The organism is Halomonas sp. BDJS001, assembly GCF_026104355.1.
Classification (GTDB): domain Bacteria; phylum Pseudomonadota; class Gammaproteobacteria; order Pseudomonadales; family Halomonadaceae; genus Vreelandella.
Map to the genome: position 1 here is coordinate 2936131 of NZ_CP110535.1, position 18068 is coordinate 2954198.

Here is an 18068-nt window from a genome sequence, read left to right on the forward strand (position 1 = left end):
GGTCGAGGCTGCCAGTATCAAGGCGTCAGACAGCATTGGGCATAATCATGGCAACCAGTTCGTCAGCGAGTTCATCAGGCGATCGGGGGCCGCTGGGATCGTACCAACGCACCGTCCAGTTCAGCGCCCCCAGCACAAAGCGCGAGACAAGAAAGCGGTCACCATGAATCAAGCCTGCTTCCAAAGCATCATCAATAACGGCAACCCACAGCGCCTCATAAGCATCGCGCAAATGGCTCAAATGAGCACTGGCCGCCGGGTCGAGTCGGCGCCACTCAAAGAGTGCCACCACATGGGCATTGCGGTCGGTAAACAGGGTTTCGAGATGGGCTCGTGCCATGGCGCGCAACCGCACTTCAGGATCGGCGACACACTGATCCAGTGCCTTGCGCGCAATCATCAACGCATTTTGTGTGCCCTCTTCAATGACCGCGGCGAGGATTTCCTGCTTATCTTTAAAATGGTGAAACAAGCTACCGGACTTAATACCCATTTCCTGCGCCAGCATACGCACCGTCGTGCGGTCAAAGCCCTCTTGGACAAATAGCTGAGCAGCGAGGCGCGTCAATTCCTTGCGACGGGGGGATGCATTCATTACATTCATGTCATTTACACTAGCGCTTGCTTGGTTACTCTGGAGAGAACCACAGCACTGCCTACGGGTCAACGTATCAACTACTACTTGGCATGATAATCACAATAATCCTGAAGGAGATTGGCCATGAGCAACCCAACCGATGTTGTATTTCTCGCCGCTAAACGTACCCCAATGGGCGGCATGATGGGCAGCCTTGCGAGCATGACAGCCCCGCAGCTTGGCGCGGTCGCCATCAAAGCGGCCATTGAAGAAGCAGGAATTGACCCAGCCCTGATCACCGAAGGCATTATGGGCTGTGTACTGCCCGCCGGTGTGAAGCAGGGCCCTGCCCGCCAGGCCATGCGCCAAGCCGGCATTCCGGATGACAATGGCGCCACTACGATTAACAAGCTATGCGGCTCGGGAATGAAGGCCACGATGCTTGCCCACGACTTAATCAAAGCAGGCAGTGGCGATATTTTGCTGGCGGGTGGCATGGAGTCCATGTCTAACGCCCCTCATGTGCTTACCAAGGCACGCGGCGGCTACCGGTTGGGCCACGGTGAGCTGAAAGACCATATGTTCTTGGATGGGCTGGAAGATGCCGAAACGGGCAAACTAATGGGTGTGTTTGCCCAGGATGTGGCGACCCAGCGTGGCTACACTCGGGAGCGTCTGGATGATTTTGCCATTGCCTCCCTTGAGCGCGCCATGGCCGCCACCAACGCGGGCCACCTAAACGCAGAAATGGCACCGGTAATGGTCTCCTCTCGTCAGGGCGAAACCCTGGTCGAACACGACGAGCAACCCTTCCAAGCCAAACTCGACAAAATCCGTCAGCTGCGCCCCGCTTTTGCCAAAGACGGTACGATTACCGCTGCCAACGCCAGCTCAATTTCCGACGGCGCTTCGGCACTTATCCTGGCGAGTCAGCAAGCAGCGGATCAGCACGGTATTGAGCCGCTGGCTCGTATGCTGGGTCACACGACTCACTCGCAACACCCTAGCGAGTTCACCATTGCTCCGGTGGGTGCGATTAAAAAGCTAATGAAAAAGCTCGATTGGGGCGTCAACGACGTCGACCTCTTTGAGATTAACGAAGCCTTTGCGGTGGTCACCTTGATGGCTATGGATGATTTAGGCCTGCCCCACGACAAGGTGAATGTGTTTGGCGGCGCCTGCGCCCAAGGCCACCCGATTGGCTCTACCGGCTCGCGCATTATTGCCACACTGATTCATGCCTTGCGCACTAAAGGCGGCAAGCGCGGTATTGCCAGCTTATGCATAGGCGGCGGTGAAGCAACGGCAGTGGCCGTGGAGTTAATCGGCTAATCGCGGTGTGTAAAAATAGACCCTCTTTGGCAGTCGCCCTGGCACTCTCACCGAGCCAGGGCACTTAACCACACTGCGGCAAACAGCCAGCCAAGCCCCAGCATGGGGATCGACCAACGATGAAACTCCATCAACAGACCTGGCTGGCGCGCCAATCGCAGCGCGATTAAGTTAGCCATTGAGCCCACCACTAAACCAAAACCACCCACGCTGACACCCCAGGCAAGCGGTTGCCACTCACTCTGTTGGGCTAGCAGCAGCGTCGCGGGCACGTTGGATAAAACCTGTGAAAGCAGCACACCGACACTGGTATCGCCACCTGGCCACTGCTGCATCGCGCCAATCGCCTCCTGCACGACGCTCAGTTCACCGATCATGCTTAAATTTACAAACATGAGGACAAACACGACCAGCAGCAGCCAATCAATGCTGAACACCGCACGTCGGGCCACGAACAACATGCCCAGCAAAACACCTGCCATTGCCTGAGCCGCCCAGCCCATTTCAACTGAGAACAAAAACAGTGGGTAGCCGATTAGCGCTGCCCATAATGTTTTTTGCAATCGTTCGCTGGGCACTTTTGCCACTGTTTCCAAACGTATAAATGCTTTAGGAAACGCCAAGGGGACGAGCAGCAAGAGCAGTATCATCAACCCCACTCCAAGTGGCAGCATGGCTAACAGAAACTCACCAAAGCTAGCTCCAGAGCGCTGCCATAAATAGAGGTTTTGTGGATTACCTATCGGACTCAGTGACGACCCTGCATTCACCGCCAGCGCTTCGAATACAACCAAACGCCCTATCGGTAGTGTTGCCATGCCCGCCAGGCTAAGCGTCAGCGGCACTACTATAAACAGCGCCACATCGTTGGTAACGACGGCTGAGAGCAGCCCTGAAAACATGACCAGCCCCACCGCAAGGCGACGCTCGCCAGACAGGTGGGCTAATAACCGCCGCCCCCAGCAGGCTAAGTAGCCACTCAGCTCTAACGCCCTGCTAAGCACCATCAGCCCCGTCAACACGGCTAGGGTTGTCCAGTGAACCCGGTCAGCCATATCCCACAGCGACTGAGGCTTCAGCCAACATAAAACGACCCATATACCACTCATGAAGAGCAGCATAGGGTCGTTTAGAAAACGCTGAAAAAATAAACTGACGGGGGCCAGTGCCCTCTTTGTTACCAACACGCTACATGATGCTCAGAGAAAATCGCATGATAGCGTTGTAAGCCGATGAGTAAAGCTAAATTTCCTAATCCAGAACGCTAAGCGGAAGCCAATAAACTCGCTTGGCGACGGGATTGCTCATGAAGGTCAGACAAAGGAACGTCTTGATGGCTAAGCTGCTCCCATTCGGGATAGTCGGCGTCCTTCCCGTGGGCATTCTGTCGGCCTGCTTCACCAGCCTCCTCGACAACTCTAAATTGGCCGGCGTATTCACGCATTTGCAAAGCTTCCTGGGACAACACCTCTGCGCTCTGGGCGGCCTGGTTGACTAACCGCATAGTGTCCTGGGTAGTGGTATCGATTTGAGTAACCGCCTGGTTGACCTCCTCAATACCTCGCCGCTGCTCTTCAGAGGCATGGGTGATTTGCGTCATTAGCGTGTCAACATTCCTCGCTGCTTGCATGATCGCCCGTGTATGTTCACCAGCCTGCTGAGACAATACGCTACCTTGCTGTACGCTCGCACTCGATGCTTCAATGCGTGAGCGAATATCACTGGCGGCACTGGCACTGCGCGTTGCCAGCGCACGCACCTCTTTGGCGACCACCGCAAACCCACGCCCGTGTTCACCGGCACGCGCCGCTTCAACCGATGCATTGAGCGCTAAAATATTGGTTTGGAAAGCAATGCTTTCAATCATGCGAATAATGCTTTGAATCTCTTCGGAGTGGCTATTTATCGCCTCCATGGTAGCGATAAACTGAGTAATTACCTCATCACCCTGCTGTGCTTTTTGGGACACATCTGCCGTTGACTGGTTAACGTGGGCCGCACTTTCCGCGTTCTGGTTCACCGTGGCGGTGAGCTGCTCCAAGCTCGCCGCCATTTGCTGCAAGGCCGAAACCTGAGTGTCGGTTTGGCTCGCTAACAGCTGGTTCTGCTCGGTCATCTCCTGACTATTGCTATATACCTGCTGACTACTTGCATTGAGCCGATTGACCGTGGCCGTCAGCGAGTGCTGCATCTTATCCAGCTCACTAAACAGCTGACCAATTTCGTTATTTGAGTGCGCTGTTACTGGCGCCGACAGGTCGCCATTAGCAATGCGCTGGAAGTGCTCAGTGATTTTCTTCAACGGGCGAAGCACGTTTTTACGCACGCCCCATACCACTACCGCCACTACCAGCAACGCAGTACCCAGCGCCGCAATCACGCCCCAAAAAAGTAGCGATGAAACCTGCTCAAAGCGTATAAGCAAATTGTTACCCCGCTGTGTGGAAGCACTAAAAAAGCCTCAGCGCTCTCTACAAAGTGCTGGCTACTTTCATCCACCCGCGACTCGCCCGAGAAAAACCCGGATATGTCGCGCTCTTCAAGCATCATCATTTGAAGGTTGAGATTATTGTTAACGAACGACTGAAAAGTCGACACTAACTGATCGACCAGCGCTTGCTGATCGGCCTCAAAATCATTCGCTGCAAATTGTGAGAAATTCTCAGACGCCTCATCAAGCAAGCGCTGAGCTTCTTCTATCAAAGGGTCAGGCCGATCAAATGAAGGGGTACGGATTAATTCCGCCGCACGGTTCATCTGTATACGAGCACGCAAAAGCTGAGAGTAGGCGCTATCCAGGTTGCTAATTTGCGCCATATCCCTTTCATGCAGCGACGTGAAGGCCTCACGACCAAAATGATTGGCGAACAGACCCAGCGCGCCAATAACGACGACCAAGCCACTAAAGGCTAACAGTACCAGCGTCCAGCTCGCTTTAACGCTTAAGTTATTAATCCATTTCATCTCGACCCGCCCCTTTCAGTAAGATTAATCAGAGGTGTGGAGGGGCAGCCAGAGCTGAAGGCGCCGACGAATCTCTAATAACGCCTGCTGATAAGCGTCTGCCTTGCCAATCAGACGAGGATCACGAATATCCCAGAACAGCACTTCGCCTGCTTTGCCTTGCCAATCGCGACAGGCTTGCTGGGCCTTATCACACAGTACAATGACAAAGTCGAAGGTCTCGCTTTCAAATTCATCCAACGACTTACTGCGCAGCCCCTCGGTGGGAAGCCCATGTTTGCGCAACGCTTCAAGTGTCAACGCATGAGGCTCATCGGGTTCAGAACCCGCGCTATACGCTTCAAAGCGATCAGCTGCCATATGGCGAAGCAACGCCTCCCCCATCAGTGAACGTGCAGAGTTAGCATTGCAGAGGAACAACACGCGGCGCTTCGTCATAAATAAACAGCCTCTTATACAGTTAGTGGCTGCCACTCTACGCCGGGTTCATGACGGCAATGTTGCAGGCACACAGTTGCCCTAGAAATATACGAAAAAACATATATGATGAGATCATCAAGCTAGTACGACATAATCCGAGTAACCCGCGATGACCTCACTGACTGATTTTTCCGACCTGAATGATCTGCCTAATATAGACGCTGCACTCTTTGAACCGCCCACCAACGAACGGCTGGGTATTCCACATAGCACTGCACACGCACCAAAAATATTGCTGCTATACGGCTCCCTGCGTGAGCGCTCTTTCAGCCGATTAGCGGTTGAGGAAGCCGCACGTTTGCTCAATGCCATGGGCGCAGAAACAAGAGTCTTTGACCCCAGGGGGCTGCCATTACCGGATGCTGAAGATGCCAGCCACCCCAAAGTCGATGAGCTACGCCAATTGGCCCAATGGGCAGAAGGGATGGTGTGGTGCTCGCCCGAGCGTCACGGCGCAATGACCGGCATTATGAAGGCGCAAATAGACTGGATACCGCTTGCCTTGGGTGGCGTCCGCCCTACTCAGGGTAAGACATTGGCAGTCATGCAGGTTTGTGGTGGTTCGCAGTCCTTCAATACGGTCAATCAGCTACGTATTTTGGGGCGTTGGATGCGTATGCTGACAATTCCCAATCAGTCCTCGGTACCCAAAGCCTTTATGGAGTTTGATGATAACGACCGGATGAAGCCTTCACCGTTTTATGACCGTATCGTCGATGTCATGGAAGAACTAGTGAAATTCACGCTGCTGGTGCGTGACCGCAGCGAACTGCTTACGGATCGTTACTCGGAGCGTAAAGAGAGCGCTGAAGAAGTTTCAAAACGGGTTAATCAACGCGCTATCTAACTAGGAGCTTCATATGTCAGCACTGCAAGATAACGCATCGCCCTCCACCACCGAAGGTATGGGAGTGTTCGAGCGCTATCTGTCACTCTGGGTAGCCCTCGCCATTGTGGTAGGCATCTTAGTTGGGCAATTTATCCCGGCGGTACCGGAAACGCTGTCACGCTTTGAAGTGGCACAGGTGTCGATACCCGTGGCAATACTCATTTGGGCGATGATATTCCCCATGATGGCGCAAATTGACTTCACCGCCTTATTAGGTGTGCGGCGCCAGCCAAAAGGGTTGATCATCACGACCTCTGTTAACTGGTTGATCAAACCCTTCACTATGTTCGCCATCTCCTGGCTGTTTCTGATGGTGATCTTTCGGCCCTTCATTCCCGCCGAGTTGGCCAGCCAGTACTTAGCCGGGGCGATTCTGCTCGGCGCCGCGCCGTGTACCGCCATGGTGTTTGTGTGGAGCTACCTGACCCGTGGCGATGCCGCCTACACCCTGGTGCAAGTCGCTCTCAACGACCTGATCATGCTGTTTGCCTTTGCTCCCATCGTGGTCTTCCTACTGGGAATCTCCAATATTCAAGTGCCCTGGGACACCGTCGCCCTGTCCGTGGTGCTGTATATTGTGATTCCTCTGGCAGCGGGTTATATCACCCGGCAAACCCTGATTAAAAAGCACGGCGCCGAGTGGTACGACAACGTGTTTATGAAGCGCGTTGGCCCGATCACCCCGATTGGCTTGATCATTACTCTGGTACTGCTGTTTGCCTTCCAGGGCGAGGTCATTCTCAATAATCCGCTGCATATCGTGCTGATCGCGATACCGCTGGTTATTCAGACGTTTCTGATCTTCTTTATTGCCTATGGCTGGGCTCAAGCCTGGAAGTTGCCGCACAATATTGCCGCCCCGGGGGCGATGATTGGTGCGAGCAATTTCTTTGAGTTAGCCGTCGCGGCAGCGATTGCGCTATTTGGCTTACAGTCAGGTGCGGCGCTGGCCACGGTAGTGGGCGTATTGGTCGAAGTACCGCTAATGCTGGCGCTGGTAAGAATTGCCAATAAAACCCGCCATCATTTTCCAGTGTGCTAGTGGCTATTAACTTATTAAATCACTACCCCGTGGCAACGCCAGCGCCATCAATGCACTGGAAGCCACTAAGGCAGCCGACACCCACAGGCAGGCGCTCAGCCCGTAGGCCATATACAGCCAGCCCGACAGCAGCGTGCCCACTAAGCGCCCCATGGCATTGGCCATATAGTAGAAGCCGACGTCCAGGGAAACGCCGTCGGCACGGGCGTAATGCACAATCAAATAGCTGTGCCAGCTGGAGTTAATCGCGAACAGTACCCCAAAGGCGAGCAGGCCGACGACTAACCAACCTACTTGCGCCAAGGGCAGCATCGCCAACACAATCGCCAGCATCGCCAGCGCTGCCGCCCAGCCAGCGGTAAGCGCCCAGGCATCCCCTCTTATCAGCTGGGTTAGCTTGGGCGCCTGGGTTTGCACTCCACCGTAGCCGATCACCCAGACGGCCAGCAGTCCCCCTACAGTCCAGTGCGTCCAGCCGTGCTGGTCGTATAAAAACACCGGGAGTGCTACGACAAACCACACATCCCGCGCCGAAAACAGGCAGAAACGCGCCGCGGAGAGCACGTTAATCGCAGGTGATTTTGAGTAGATTTCAGAGAACTTGGGCTTTACTTTTTGACGGCCTAAATCCGCCTTTAGCCGCAGCAGCGAAAGTAGCAGCACGCCACCCAGCATGACTGCCATGACGAACACTGCCGCCTGGAAGCCAATCAAGGTGAGCAGCAGCCCGCCGACAAAAAAGCCCAGCCCCTTTAGCGCATTTTTAGAGCCGGTCAGCATCGCTACCCAGCGGTAAAGCGAGCTATTGGCGTTGACGCTCTCCTTGGGTACCAGCACCTTAACGGCGCTTTTTGCGCTCATTTTGTTGAGGTCTTTGGCGATCCCTGAAAGCGCTTGAGCGGCCATTACCCAGGCAACGGTCAGCAGGCTCGCGGGCACCATCAACATGGCGAGCGCTATAATTTGTAGCCCAAGCCCTACATTCATGGTGCGATTGAGGCCCAGTCGCGCGCCCAACCAGCCACCTACCAGATTCGTCACCACGCCAAAGGCTTCGTAAAACAGAAACAGCATGGCGATTTCTAGTGGCGAGTAACCCAACTGGTGGAAGTGCATCACCACCAGCATGCGCAACGCGCCGTCGGTGATCGTAAACGCCCAGTAGTTGCCGGTAATCAGCATGTATTGACGCACCTCGAAAGGTAGCGCCTTCATCCTTGCGAGCATAGATTCAGCCACGAGCCACCTGCTCACGTCCGACCTTCAGGGCCAGCTCGGCGGTGCGGTTGGCATAGCCCCATTCATTGTCGTACCAGGCGTAGAGTTTTAGCTGGGTGCCATTGACCACCATGGTGGAGAGCGCATCGATAATCGAGCTGCGGGGGTCAGTGCGGTAATCGATCGACACCAGCGGGCGCTCTTCATAGCCTAAAATACCGGCAAGCGAACCATCGGCGGCGGCTTTCAATGCAGCATTCACCTCATCGACGCTCACTTCACGCTCAAGCTCAAACACCATATCGGTAAGCGATGCATTGGCCAGTGGCACCCGTATCGCATGGCCGTTTAGCTTCCCTTCCAGTTCGGGGAAAATCGCGGTGATGGCTTTCGCCGAGCCCGTTGTGGTGGGAATTAAGCTCATACCGCAGGCGCGGGCACGACGTAGGTCTTTATGCGGTGCGTCGAGTATCGTTTGAGTATTGGTGATGTCGTGAACCGTGGTCATGGAACCGTGGCGGATACCAAAGGTTTCCTGGATTACTTTAACCACTGGCGCCAAACAGTTAGTGGTACAGCTAGCAGCGGTGACAACCCGGTGTTGAGCGGGATCATAGAGATGGTCGTTCACCCCCATCACCACATTAAGCACACCCGGGTCTTTTACTGGCGCACTGACCACTATCCGCCCTACCCCTTGATCAAGGTATGCCTGCAGCTTTTCGGTGGTTTTCATTTTGCCCGAGCACTCGACCACTACATCGCAGCCTGACCAATCGCTATCGGCAATTGCTTTATTGGCGCTGAAGGCGATGGATTGGTCATCGATAACAATAGCGTTATCCGTTGCTTCAATACCTTTCCCTGGTGACCAGTGCCCGTGCACCGAATCAAACTCCAGCAGGTGGGCAAAGGTGGCCGCATCGCCGCCGGGGTCATTGATACGCGCCAGTTCCACGTCACCTGCGGCCACCTTTACCCACAGGCTGCGCAGTGCTAAGCGACCAATGCGTCCAAAACCGTTGATACCGATACGTAGTGCCACGGGAGCCTCCTGAGCTAACTGATTTAAGCCATTTATTACGGGAAAGCATAACGGCCACATACGCTAAAACATATATTAATGGGTAAAAAAAGCTGACTAGCCAACAGGCCCACCCTTGATGGTGGGCCTGTTGGTTACGGGTTAATTAACCGTAACGACCAGAGATATAGTCTTCGGTCTTCTTCTGGGCCGGGGTTGAGAACATCACTTTGGTGTCGTTGTACTCAATGATTTCACCCAGGTGGAAGAACGCCGTGTAGTCCGCCACTCGCGCCGCCTGTTGCATATTATGGGTGACGGTAATGATGGTGAACTTCTCTTTCAGCTTGTCCATCAAGTCTTCGATGGTGGCTGTTGAGATCGGATCAAGCGCTGAGGTGGGCTCATCCATCAAGATGACATCAGGCTGAACCGCAATAGCACGGGCAATACACAGCCGTTGCTGCTGACCACCCGAAAGCGAGGTACCTGGCTCATGCAGCTTGTCTTTCACTTCGTTCCAGAGCCCGGCATCGCGCAGTGCCTTTTCAACCAGTTCTTCCTGCTCGGTTTTACGGCTAACCAAATCGTGCATACGCGGTGCATAAGCGATGTTTTCAAATATCGATTTAGGAAATGGGTTCGGCTTTTGGAATACCATGCCCACCCGACGGCGCAAGGCCACTTCGTCCATTTTGGGCGCGTTAACGTCTAATCCGTCCATCTCGACCAAACCTTCAACACGTACGCCGGGTATCAGATCATTCATACGGTTCAAACAGCGTAGAAAGGTCGATTTACCGCAACCCGAAGGCCCGATGAGCGCCGTCACATTTTTCTGGAACAGATCGATGTTAAGGTTATTCAACGCCTGGTTTTTGCCATACCAAAGATTCAAATCGCGAATCCGGAAACTCAGGTCGTGGCACGCTGTTTCATTTCGGGTATATGGTTGCCCAACTGCAGGGGTCTGCTGGCCATTCATTACAGGTGCTTGGCTATTCATAGTAATGTCCTCTATAGCGCACTGGCCTACCAGCGACGCTCAAATTTCTTACGCATCACAACGGCAAAGGCGTTGAGTGAGATGAGTATGGTGAGTAGCACCAGAATGCCGCCGGCGGTTTTTTCTACAAACGCACGTTCAGGCTCACCGGCCCAGGTGAATATTTGCGCTGGCATCACTGTTGCCGCGTTAGTAAATGAAACGCCGACATCAGGGATAAAGGCTACCATCCCCACGATGATCAAAGGTGCTGTTTCACCCATTGCTTGCGCCAGGCCGATAATAGAGCCGGTCATAATACCCGGCATTGCCAAGGGGAGAACGTGATCGCGAACCACTTGCCAGCGCGAACAACCCACTCCAAACCCCGCATGACGGATGGATTCAGGCACACTGCGCAAGGCGGTACGCGTCGAGATAATAATGACGGGGAGTGTCATCAGTGCCAACGTCATACCGCCCACTAATGGGGACGAACGCGGCACCCCGAAAAAGTTAATAAAGATAGCAAGGCCCAGCAGACCAAACAGAATCGATGGAATGGCCGCCAGATTATTGATGTTAATTTCAATAATCTGGGTTAGACGATTATCTGGAGCAAACTCTTCCAGGTACACCGCTGTCATGACGCCAATGGGGAAGGATATCGCCAGGGTGACGATCATGGTCATAATGGTGCCGACCACTGCCGATAAAATACCCGCGTTCTCAGCGATTTTTGAATCGCCCGATCCAAAGAAAGTGGTATTAAAGCGTAAATCGACCTGCCCCGAGTCAACCCGTTCGTCAAGGGCTTCCTGCTCTTCCTCGTTCAAGCGGTGCCTGTGACCCTTTAGATATTGGTCGACCTGGCTATTTGCCAGTACCCATTGCGCTTTACTGGTACCGATCAACTCAGGATTATTACGCAGCTCTAACGGGATTGTACGCACCACTGTACGGCTAATTAAGGGCAGCAGCTCTTCATCAAACGCTTGGCGCCCATCGGTTTCTGCTTCTTCGGTGTAGTTTATTTCTGTCTGAATATACGCCTGCTGGAAAGCGGGAAGCCCCTTATTCAGCATATCGGCAAAAAACAGCACCAGAAAAAGACCCGCGAGACCTAATGACCCCATGGTGATCCATTTCAGGCGGGCAGACTTCCGGTGGCGCCGCTTAAGCTGCTGGCTGATTTCGTCAAAAGAGTGGCTCATCGAAACAGTTCCTCAGCATTACAGGTTATTGACGCGATATTTTTCACGGAAACGGCGGATCATCAGGACTGACACCAGGTTAAGAGCCAAGGTCACAACGAACAGCACTAACCCAAGCGCAAAGGCAGACAGCGTTTCAGCACTTGCAAACTCCTGGTCTCCCGTTAAGGCCGCTACGATACGAACGGTCACCGTGGTCATATCTTCCAACGGGTTAGCCGTCAGGTTGGGGCGCATGCCAGCGGCCATAACGACAATCATGGTTTCCCCCATGGCACGAGACATACCCAACAGCGAAGCGGAAATAATCCCCGGCATTGCGGCAGGCACCACTACATCGCGAATCGTCTCGCCTTTGGTCATCCCCAGGGCTAACGAGCCCTGGCGCATGCTGTCCGGCACTGCGTTGATCACATCGTCGGAAAGTGAGGAGATAAAGGGAATAATCATGATGCCCATCACAATACCGGGGGCGAGCGCATTGTTATAAGACGCATCAAGCCCAAAAAACCGGCGATATTAACGATAATCGGCGCGACCGTAATCGCGGCAAAAAAGCCATAAACCACGGTCGGAATACCTGCCAGTACTTCGAGTACAGGTTTTGCAACGGTTCTTACATTGCGCGGCGCAAATTCAGACATGTAAATCGCCGACAGCAAACCAATGGGTACTGCCACCAACATGGCAATGCCGGTAATCATAAAGGTACCGGCGAATAGCGGTACCGAGCCAAATTCAGCGCCGCCCCCATCACCTCTTCCGGCTGCGGCTAAAAAGCTTGCCCCAGGGTTCCAAGTGGTGCCGGTTATAAACTCCCAGAAGCTGTGCATTTGAAAAAAGCGCAGCGCCTCGGAAATAATCGAAATCAAAATGCCAAAAGTCGTCAAAATGGAAATTAACGCGGCACTGGCCAAAATCAGTCGGATGACCCGTTCGATAGCCTGGCGGGCGTGAAAATCGGGCTTAACTTGATTAAGACTTAACAGTAGGCCTACAGCAGCCACCACTAAACTCGCTGCTAACAAATAGAGCGTGGGTATATCAGCACCCAGCAACAGCAGTACAAAAGCTCCCAGCGCACTTACCAATAAGGCTGGCCCTGCGGTTGAGAGCACGGTAAACCAAGCATATTGATCTGGCTGAGCAAACATCGCCGTACCCGCGCTACGTAAACGCGTGGCTTTTGAACGGCCAGCAAAAAAGCCAGCAGCCCCAGCAGCAATAACGCACCACAAAATATCAGAAGAAGCTGGTTGGTCTGCATCGCATCTCTCTCACGTCGTCACCGGTTAAGAAGCTTATCAACAATAACGGGTCGGCAGCTTGCGCTGCCGACCACCTTTACATCCGACCTACCAACTTACTTAAGAACGTCTGCTGTCATTGCAGTGCGGTCTGCAACAGCCTGGCGCCACTCTTCGCGCTCGTCTTCCGGCAGAACGATCAGGCCGATATCTTTCAAGTAACCATCTGCGCCAATCATCATTTCGCTCATAAACATGTCGACGTAGTCATACATCGGCGGCACTTCTTCAGCGTGCTGGTTCTTCACGTAGAACCACAGTGAGCGCGCTACCGGGTAATCACCCGAGCTAATGTCTTCTGGCGTTGGCTCAACGCCATCAATAGTGGCGGCGTTCAGAGTATCGGTATTCTCTTCCAGGAACGAGTAGCCGAAGATGCCAAAGGCTTTAGTGTCTTCAGTCAAGCGCTGAACAATCAGGTTGTCATTCTCACCGGCGTCGATATACACACCGTCAGAGCGGATATCGGTGTAGCCCTCTTCGTACTCGTCCATCTCTTCAGAAGCGCTTTCCATGACAAGCTCTTCAAAAGCGTCGCGGGTACCTGAGGTGGTCGGGGAACATAGATAGAGATTTCACGATCCGGCAGCGATGAGTCGATCTCGCTCCAGTTGGTGTAGGGGTTTTCAACCAGTTCGCCATCCACGGGTACCATGGCAGCGACGGCCATGAAGATCTGCTCACGGGTTAGGTCAAAAACGTCGTTGCTATTGGACTGGCCAAGTACGATACCGTCAGAACCGATTTTAGCCTCGGTGATATCGGTAACACCGTTCTCTTCACAACGCTCAAACTCAGAAACCTTCATACGGCGTGATGCGTTAGTAATGTCAGGCGTGCCTTCGCCAACACCATTACAGAACAGACGCAAACCGCCGCCAGAACCTGTTGATTCGATAACAGGTGTCGGATTACCAGTGGTGGCACCGAACTCTTCCGTTACGTAGCTGGCGAACGGGTAAACGGTACTGGAGCCTACGATACGGATTTGATCACGGGCTTGAGCAACACCGGCAACGCTCATTACTGCAGCCGCGATAACGGTGTTTTTTAGAATACGGTTCATGCGAAATACTCCTGTTCATGTAGGGATCTGGCCTTCGCAAGGCATACCTTGCACTGATTCCATGACAACTTCATGACAGCGAGCAAAACGCAGAAAAATTTTCGTTACATAGACGCAACCTGGCCTTACATCACCACAAAAGGCCTAGCGCTGCGAGGGAGCATAACGCCAGCGAGGCACCTTGCAGCAGTCGCCGGTCTAAACGATGGGCGACGGTATCTGCCAAGGCGTTACCTATTAATACTGCTGGCAGGAAGGTCAGCGCGATCTGGAAATGCCAAAGCTGAACCTGGCCAGCCAAAGCTAGGGTGATTAAGGTTAACAGAGAGGTCAAAATGAAAAAGGCGGCTAGATTGCCGCGCACACGGTCGGCAGGTAAACCGTGCATCAGCAACACGATGGGCGGGCCTCCAATAGCCGCAACGGTGCCAAAAATGCCAGAGAGTACGCCTGCGCCAAACAGCGTTATTCGGTTGACCGGCAATTGAAAGCGACACAAAGTAACAAGTACCGCAAACAGGACGATGACTGCGATCAGCTTTTCTAACACCACCATCGGCGCGGCGAGCAGTAGCCAGATGCCCAGCGCATTGCCGGGAAGGCGCCCCACTAACGCCATGCCAATGGCATCCAGGCGCACCTCGTGCCAATAGTGACGCACCATCATCAGTGAGACGGTAAAGCCAAACAGCACCAGAATGACAGGCACCAGGCGAGGCTCAAGCATCAACAGTAGCGGTGCGCCGATAATGGCCAAACCAAAGCCAGTGGCGCGCTGCACAAAAGCGCCCATTAACAGTACGGCGGAGCAAGCTAACCAAGTGCTCATTGGCATATTGACCCAAGCCAGCACGCTATCCATTCAACTTATCCATTCAAACTATCCATACGCCCTGTCCATAAGCCCTATTCATTTGAAAAACTATTCATCCGCAGCAGGTGCTTTAGTTAGTTTGCGTACACCGATATTGCCTAGCAACGCAGCGCCCAGCATGGTGAGTACCATTGGCCAAAGATGCTCTACCTCGAACAGACCTACCATCACTCCCGCGAACGCGCCGCAAGTAAACTGAATGCCACCCAGCAGCGCTGTGGCCGTGGCACTGATATGGCCAAAATGATCCAGTAACGACGAGATCGCGTTGGGCGTGATCAGCCCGATCATACCGGTAAACAGCATAACCAGCGGCACCACAATTGCTAGTGTCGCAATATCCAGGGCTGTGGCCGCGACTAACCCTAGCGCCGCTATCAGCTGTATAAGCAAACCCAAACGCAAATTCTGCTGGGGAGTGCGCTTGCGGAGCAGATGAATATTGACCCGGTTAGAGAGTGCAATCACCACCACGTTGACCCCAAACACCAGCGGATAGGTGCTTGGCGAAAGGCCAAAATAGTCAAGATAGAGAAATGGTGAAGCGGTTACGAACGCAAACAGGCCCGCAAAGGAGGCCGCTACCGCACAGATATAGCCCATGCCTTCACGGTGTTTAAGCACGCTGGCGTAGTTGCGGATGACTTGCCGCGGAGAAGCCGCAGGGAGCGACATATCGCGAGTTTCCGGTAACCGCGTTCCTAACAACCAGAGTAAAAAGCCTGCGTAAACGGCCAAGAACACAAAAATCAGCCACCAGCCGGCAACATGCAGCAGTAAACTACCCACCGCTGGCGCCACCAGCGGTGCCAGCATCATAATCATCGCCATGGTCGACATCACTTTGGCAGCTTCTCGCCCGCTAAAGCAGTCACGCACAATGGCCGCTGAGTTGACCACGCAGGCCCCGCCTCCCAGCGCCTGGATAAAACGCCAAGCCAGCAGCGTGGGCAAGCTATCCGCCATGGTAATGGCCAGGCTTGCCAGCATGAACACCACCAGACCGCCCAGCAGCACAGGTTTTCTGCCCACGCGATCCGAGAGCGGCCCAAAGCAGAGCTGGCCCAACGCAAAGCCAAACAAAAATACGCTAATGGAGAGTTCAGTACGGTGAATACTGGCGCCAATACTTTCGGCAATGATACCCATGGCAGGCAGATAGGCGTCGATAGCAAAGGGCGCCAGCGCCGTATTGGCGGCAACCAACAGCGCTACCCGGCGAGGATTAAGATCCATGGGTCTCCTTAAGGCGATAATGTACGCACTGAAATAGATAGGCCGCTAATCATAGCCGATTTTAAGGCACTTGTCGGGGGCGAGCGCTATCTATCTGTGGCCCTTTGGAAATAGCCTTTGGAGATGGCCAGGGGCTTATCGAGGTAAGGAGAGTTTAGTGGTGCGTGGTGGCATCTTGCGACTCAAGCATCTCAACCAGTGGCTGAAACTGCTCTCGGTTATGCTCGTTCATATGCATCAAAATGCGGTGGGCCTCCAGGATGCGGCCACGTAGGCCTTCTTCGTCTGCTGGCTCCTGGGGCAGCTCCTCAAGCTCATTGTTGAGTGTGGTTGCCTGTTGCAGCGGCGCTTCCATCAAGGTAAAAAAGCGCGCAAACCCCATCACGTCCAACATCTGCCGCACATCAGGGTTATCGACAATAATCGTCGGTGGCTGCTCCAGGCGTCCTTTCACTGCCATCGCGACCTTGGCCAGAAAGCCAAGCGCCGTCGAATCCACGTTGGTGGCTTCACGCAGGTCAATCAGTACGGCACGCAACCCCGGCGTCTCGGCGAGACGCTGGGCTTGAGTATCCAGTGTGGCGCAGAGCGTCAAACGCACATCACCACATAGTTTTAGAACAAAAACACCAGAATCGAACGCCGCTTTAATGCGGCCCTCTTCAATCAGCATGACCAAATCCGCTCACCATCATGATTGTTAGATCATCGGGTAAAGCATCGCGCTCTTGGTTGGCATCAAACTCTGCATCCTCTTCGGCAAGAAGTGCATTCGTTTCTGCTAGCCGGTCGCGCAACTGCTCAAGCGTTACACTCTCGCTTACTAATTGCTCAAGCTCCTTGAGCCGCGTGTCGAGCGTCTTACCCGGCAAGCATTCCAATACTCCGTCTGAACAGAGCCATAGCCGAAATTTATTCGGCAATGCACAACTCAGCGAAGGATACTCTACATCGGGGAAAAGGCCTACCGGCATTCCCTCTCCTTCTAAACGGCGTAGCTCTCCCTCTGCTGCCAACAGAGGCATGGGAAGCTGCGCGCCGAGCGAATAGTGAAGAGTATGCGCCTCGTGGTCAATAACACCGACAAATAAGGTGGCATGTTTGCCTATGTCGGTGCCCTGCAATTCGCGGTTCATCGCCTTTAACCAATCAGGTGGCAGATTTTCCGGATGCTGGCCGTCCCACTCACCCAGCCAGCGGTTGCATAAATATTTGAGCAGAACGGTCACAAACGCCGACGAGGCGCCATGCCCCGATACATCGGCGAAATAGAAGGCGCTGTAACGCTCGTTATAGCGTTGATAATCCAGGAAATCACCGGACAAATAGAGCGAAGGGGCAAATACGTAGTCGTAATACACTCCGTTAATCACCTTGGGTCGCAGCGGTAACAAACGCCGCTGAATATGCCCTCCACTCTGCTGATCCATCCGCAGCAGCGCAAGGTGGGTCTCCAGACTCTCATTTAACTCCGCCAGCCTCGCATGATCCCGCTCACGCTCCAGTGCCAAATCGTTAAGCTCAATGGCCTTACGGATCATGCGCCGCAACAACTCGGCGTGACGCAGTGGATGAACGATATAGTCCACCAGCCCAACATCGACCGCCTTGATCAAATCAGCGTCCTGCCGCGAGTCGCTGACTACCAGCGTAGGCAGACGGTGCGTTAACTGCGACCACTGCTGCCGGGGTACCGCTCGGGCATGGGCAACGATCAACGCCGTGCCAGCGGGTAGATTCTTGATATCCTCAGCGGCAAACACCCACATACCGTCGCAGGTAATCGCCTCCGCCAGCGCATCGCGTTCACGACCGGGTTCGTCGATCACCGCGATCAACTGCTTAGAATGATCCATCATA

At 53.9% G+C, this 18068-nt stretch carries 16 protein-coding genes and 2 pseudogenes; 3 read left to right on the forward strand and 15 right to left on the reverse strand.

The genetic code is table 11. The features are described 5' to 3' along the window. Nucleotides 1–25 precede the first annotated feature (25 nt). Complete coding sequence (locus OM794_RS13635; protein ID WP_226250824.1) at nucleotides 26–595, reverse strand: TetR/AcrR family transcriptional regulator; 570 nt, start codon at nucleotides 593–595, stop codon at nucleotides 26–28. A gap of 126 nt (nucleotides 596–721) precedes the next feature. On the opposite strand from OM794_RS13635, the gene OM794_RS13640 reads away from it, so the two are divergent. After that, on the forward strand, nucleotides 722–1909 hold the full coding sequence (locus tag OM794_RS13640; protein WP_226250823.1) for an acetyl-CoA C-acyltransferase: 1188 nt from the start codon (nucleotides 722–724) through the stop codon (nucleotides 1907–1909). A 47-nt stretch (nucleotides 1910–1956) separates the two neighbouring features. Here OM794_RS13640 and OM794_RS13645 read toward each other — a convergent pair whose 3' ends face one another. The 4 genes from OM794_RS13645 to OM794_RS13660 form a co-directional block, all read right to left on the reverse strand. Continuing rightward, complete coding sequence (locus OM794_RS13645) at nucleotides 1957–3018, reverse strand: SLC13 family permease (RefSeq protein ID WP_226250822.1); 1062 nt, start codon at nucleotides 3016–3018, stop codon at nucleotides 1957–1959. A 155-nt stretch (nucleotides 3019–3173) separates the two neighbouring features. Then, nucleotides 3174–4334, reverse strand: coding sequence for a methyl-accepting chemotaxis protein (locus OM794_RS13650; RefSeq protein WP_265153805.1), 1161 nt, complete (start codon nucleotides 4332–4334; stop codon nucleotides 3174–3176). Beyond that, nucleotides 4286–4873, reverse strand: a complete 588-nt coding sequence (locus OM794_RS13655) for a Tar ligand binding domain-containing protein (RefSeq protein ID WP_265153806.1) — start codon at nucleotides 4871–4873, stop codon at nucleotides 4286–4288. The genes OM794_RS13650 and OM794_RS13655 overlap by 49 nt, the downstream gene beginning before the upstream one ends. Before the next feature lie 24 nt (nucleotides 4874–4897). Continuing rightward, complete coding sequence (locus tag OM794_RS13660) at nucleotides 4898–5311, reverse strand: arsenate reductase ArsC (RefSeq protein ID WP_226250820.1); 414 nt, start codon at nucleotides 5309–5311, stop codon at nucleotides 4898–4900. Between the two features lie 151 nt (nucleotides 5312–5462). On the opposite strand from OM794_RS13660, the gene arsH reads away from it, so the two are divergent. Beyond that, the gene (gene arsH / locus OM794_RS13665; protein ID WP_226250819.1) at nucleotides 5463–6200 is read left to right on the forward strand and encodes an arsenical resistance protein ArsH; all 738 of its coding nucleotides are present in this window, start codon (nucleotides 5463–5465) and stop codon (nucleotides 6198–6200) included. A 13-nt stretch (nucleotides 6201–6213) separates the two neighbouring features. Continuing rightward, on the forward strand, nucleotides 6214–7284 hold the full coding sequence (gene arsB, locus OM794_RS13670) for an ACR3 family arsenite efflux transporter (protein ID WP_226250818.1): 1071 nt from the start codon (nucleotides 6214–6216) through the stop codon (nucleotides 7282–7284). 6 nt (nucleotides 7285–7290) lie between these two features. Here the strand turns inward: arsB and arsJ are convergent, their stop codons facing one another. The 10 genes and pseudogenes from arsJ to OM794_RS13720 form a co-directional block, all read right to left on the reverse strand. Beyond that, nucleotides 7291–8511, reverse strand: coding sequence for an organoarsenical effux MFS transporter ArsJ (gene arsJ / locus OM794_RS13675; RefSeq protein WP_264167974.1), 1221 nt, complete (start codon nucleotides 8509–8511; stop codon nucleotides 7291–7293). Nucleotides 8512–8515: 4 nt separating this feature from the next. Continuing rightward, nucleotides 8516–9547 (reverse strand): ArsJ-associated glyceraldehyde-3-phosphate dehydrogenase, encoded by a 1032-nt coding sequence (locus tag OM794_RS13680; protein WP_226250816.1) that lies wholly within the window; start codon nucleotides 9545–9547, stop codon nucleotides 8516–8518. A 145-nt stretch (nucleotides 9548–9692) separates the two neighbouring features. Beyond that, nucleotides 9693–10532 carry a phosphate ABC transporter ATP-binding protein PstB gene (gene pstB, locus OM794_RS13685; protein ID WP_226250815.1) on the reverse strand — a complete coding sequence of 280 codons (840 nt, stop codon included), beginning with the start codon at nucleotides 10530–10532 and terminating at the stop codon, nucleotides 9693–9695. 26 nt (nucleotides 10533–10558) lie between these two features. After that, nucleotides 10559–11725 carry a phosphate ABC transporter permease PstA gene (gene pstA / locus OM794_RS13690; protein WP_226250814.1) on the reverse strand — a complete coding sequence of 389 codons (1167 nt, stop codon included), beginning with the start codon at nucleotides 11723–11725 and terminating at the stop codon, nucleotides 10559–10561. 18 nt (nucleotides 11726–11743) lie between these two features. Then, nucleotides 11744–12992 (reverse strand): annotated as a pseudogene (gene pstC, locus OM794_RS13695) (phosphate ABC transporter permease subunit PstC). Nucleotides 12993–13088: 96 nt separating this feature from the next. Continuing rightward, nucleotides 13089–14098: pseudogene (locus OM794_RS13700) on the reverse strand (substrate-binding domain-containing protein). 130 nt (nucleotides 14099–14228) lie between these two features. After that, complete coding sequence (locus OM794_RS13705; RefSeq protein WP_226250812.1) at nucleotides 14229–14960, reverse strand: sulfite exporter TauE/SafE family protein; 732 nt, start codon at nucleotides 14958–14960, stop codon at nucleotides 14229–14231. A gap of 60 nt (nucleotides 14961–15020) precedes the next feature. After that, entirely contained in the window at nucleotides 15021–16208 is a 1188-nt protein-coding gene (locus OM794_RS13710; protein ID WP_226250811.1) for a Bcr/CflA family multidrug efflux MFS transporter, read from the reverse strand. A 154-nt stretch (nucleotides 16209–16362) separates the two neighbouring features. After that, nucleotides 16363–16881, reverse strand: a complete 519-nt coding sequence (locus OM794_RS13715) for an STAS domain-containing protein (protein WP_211596103.1) — start codon at nucleotides 16879–16881, stop codon at nucleotides 16363–16365. Next, a complete protein-coding gene (locus OM794_RS13720; RefSeq protein ID WP_226250831.1) occupies nucleotides 16871–18064 on the reverse strand; it encodes a PP2C family protein-serine/threonine phosphatase in 1194 nt (397 codons plus the stop codon). The genes OM794_RS13715 and OM794_RS13720 overlap by 11 nt, the downstream gene beginning before the upstream one ends. Between the last annotated feature and the right edge of the window lie 4 nt (nucleotides 18065–18068).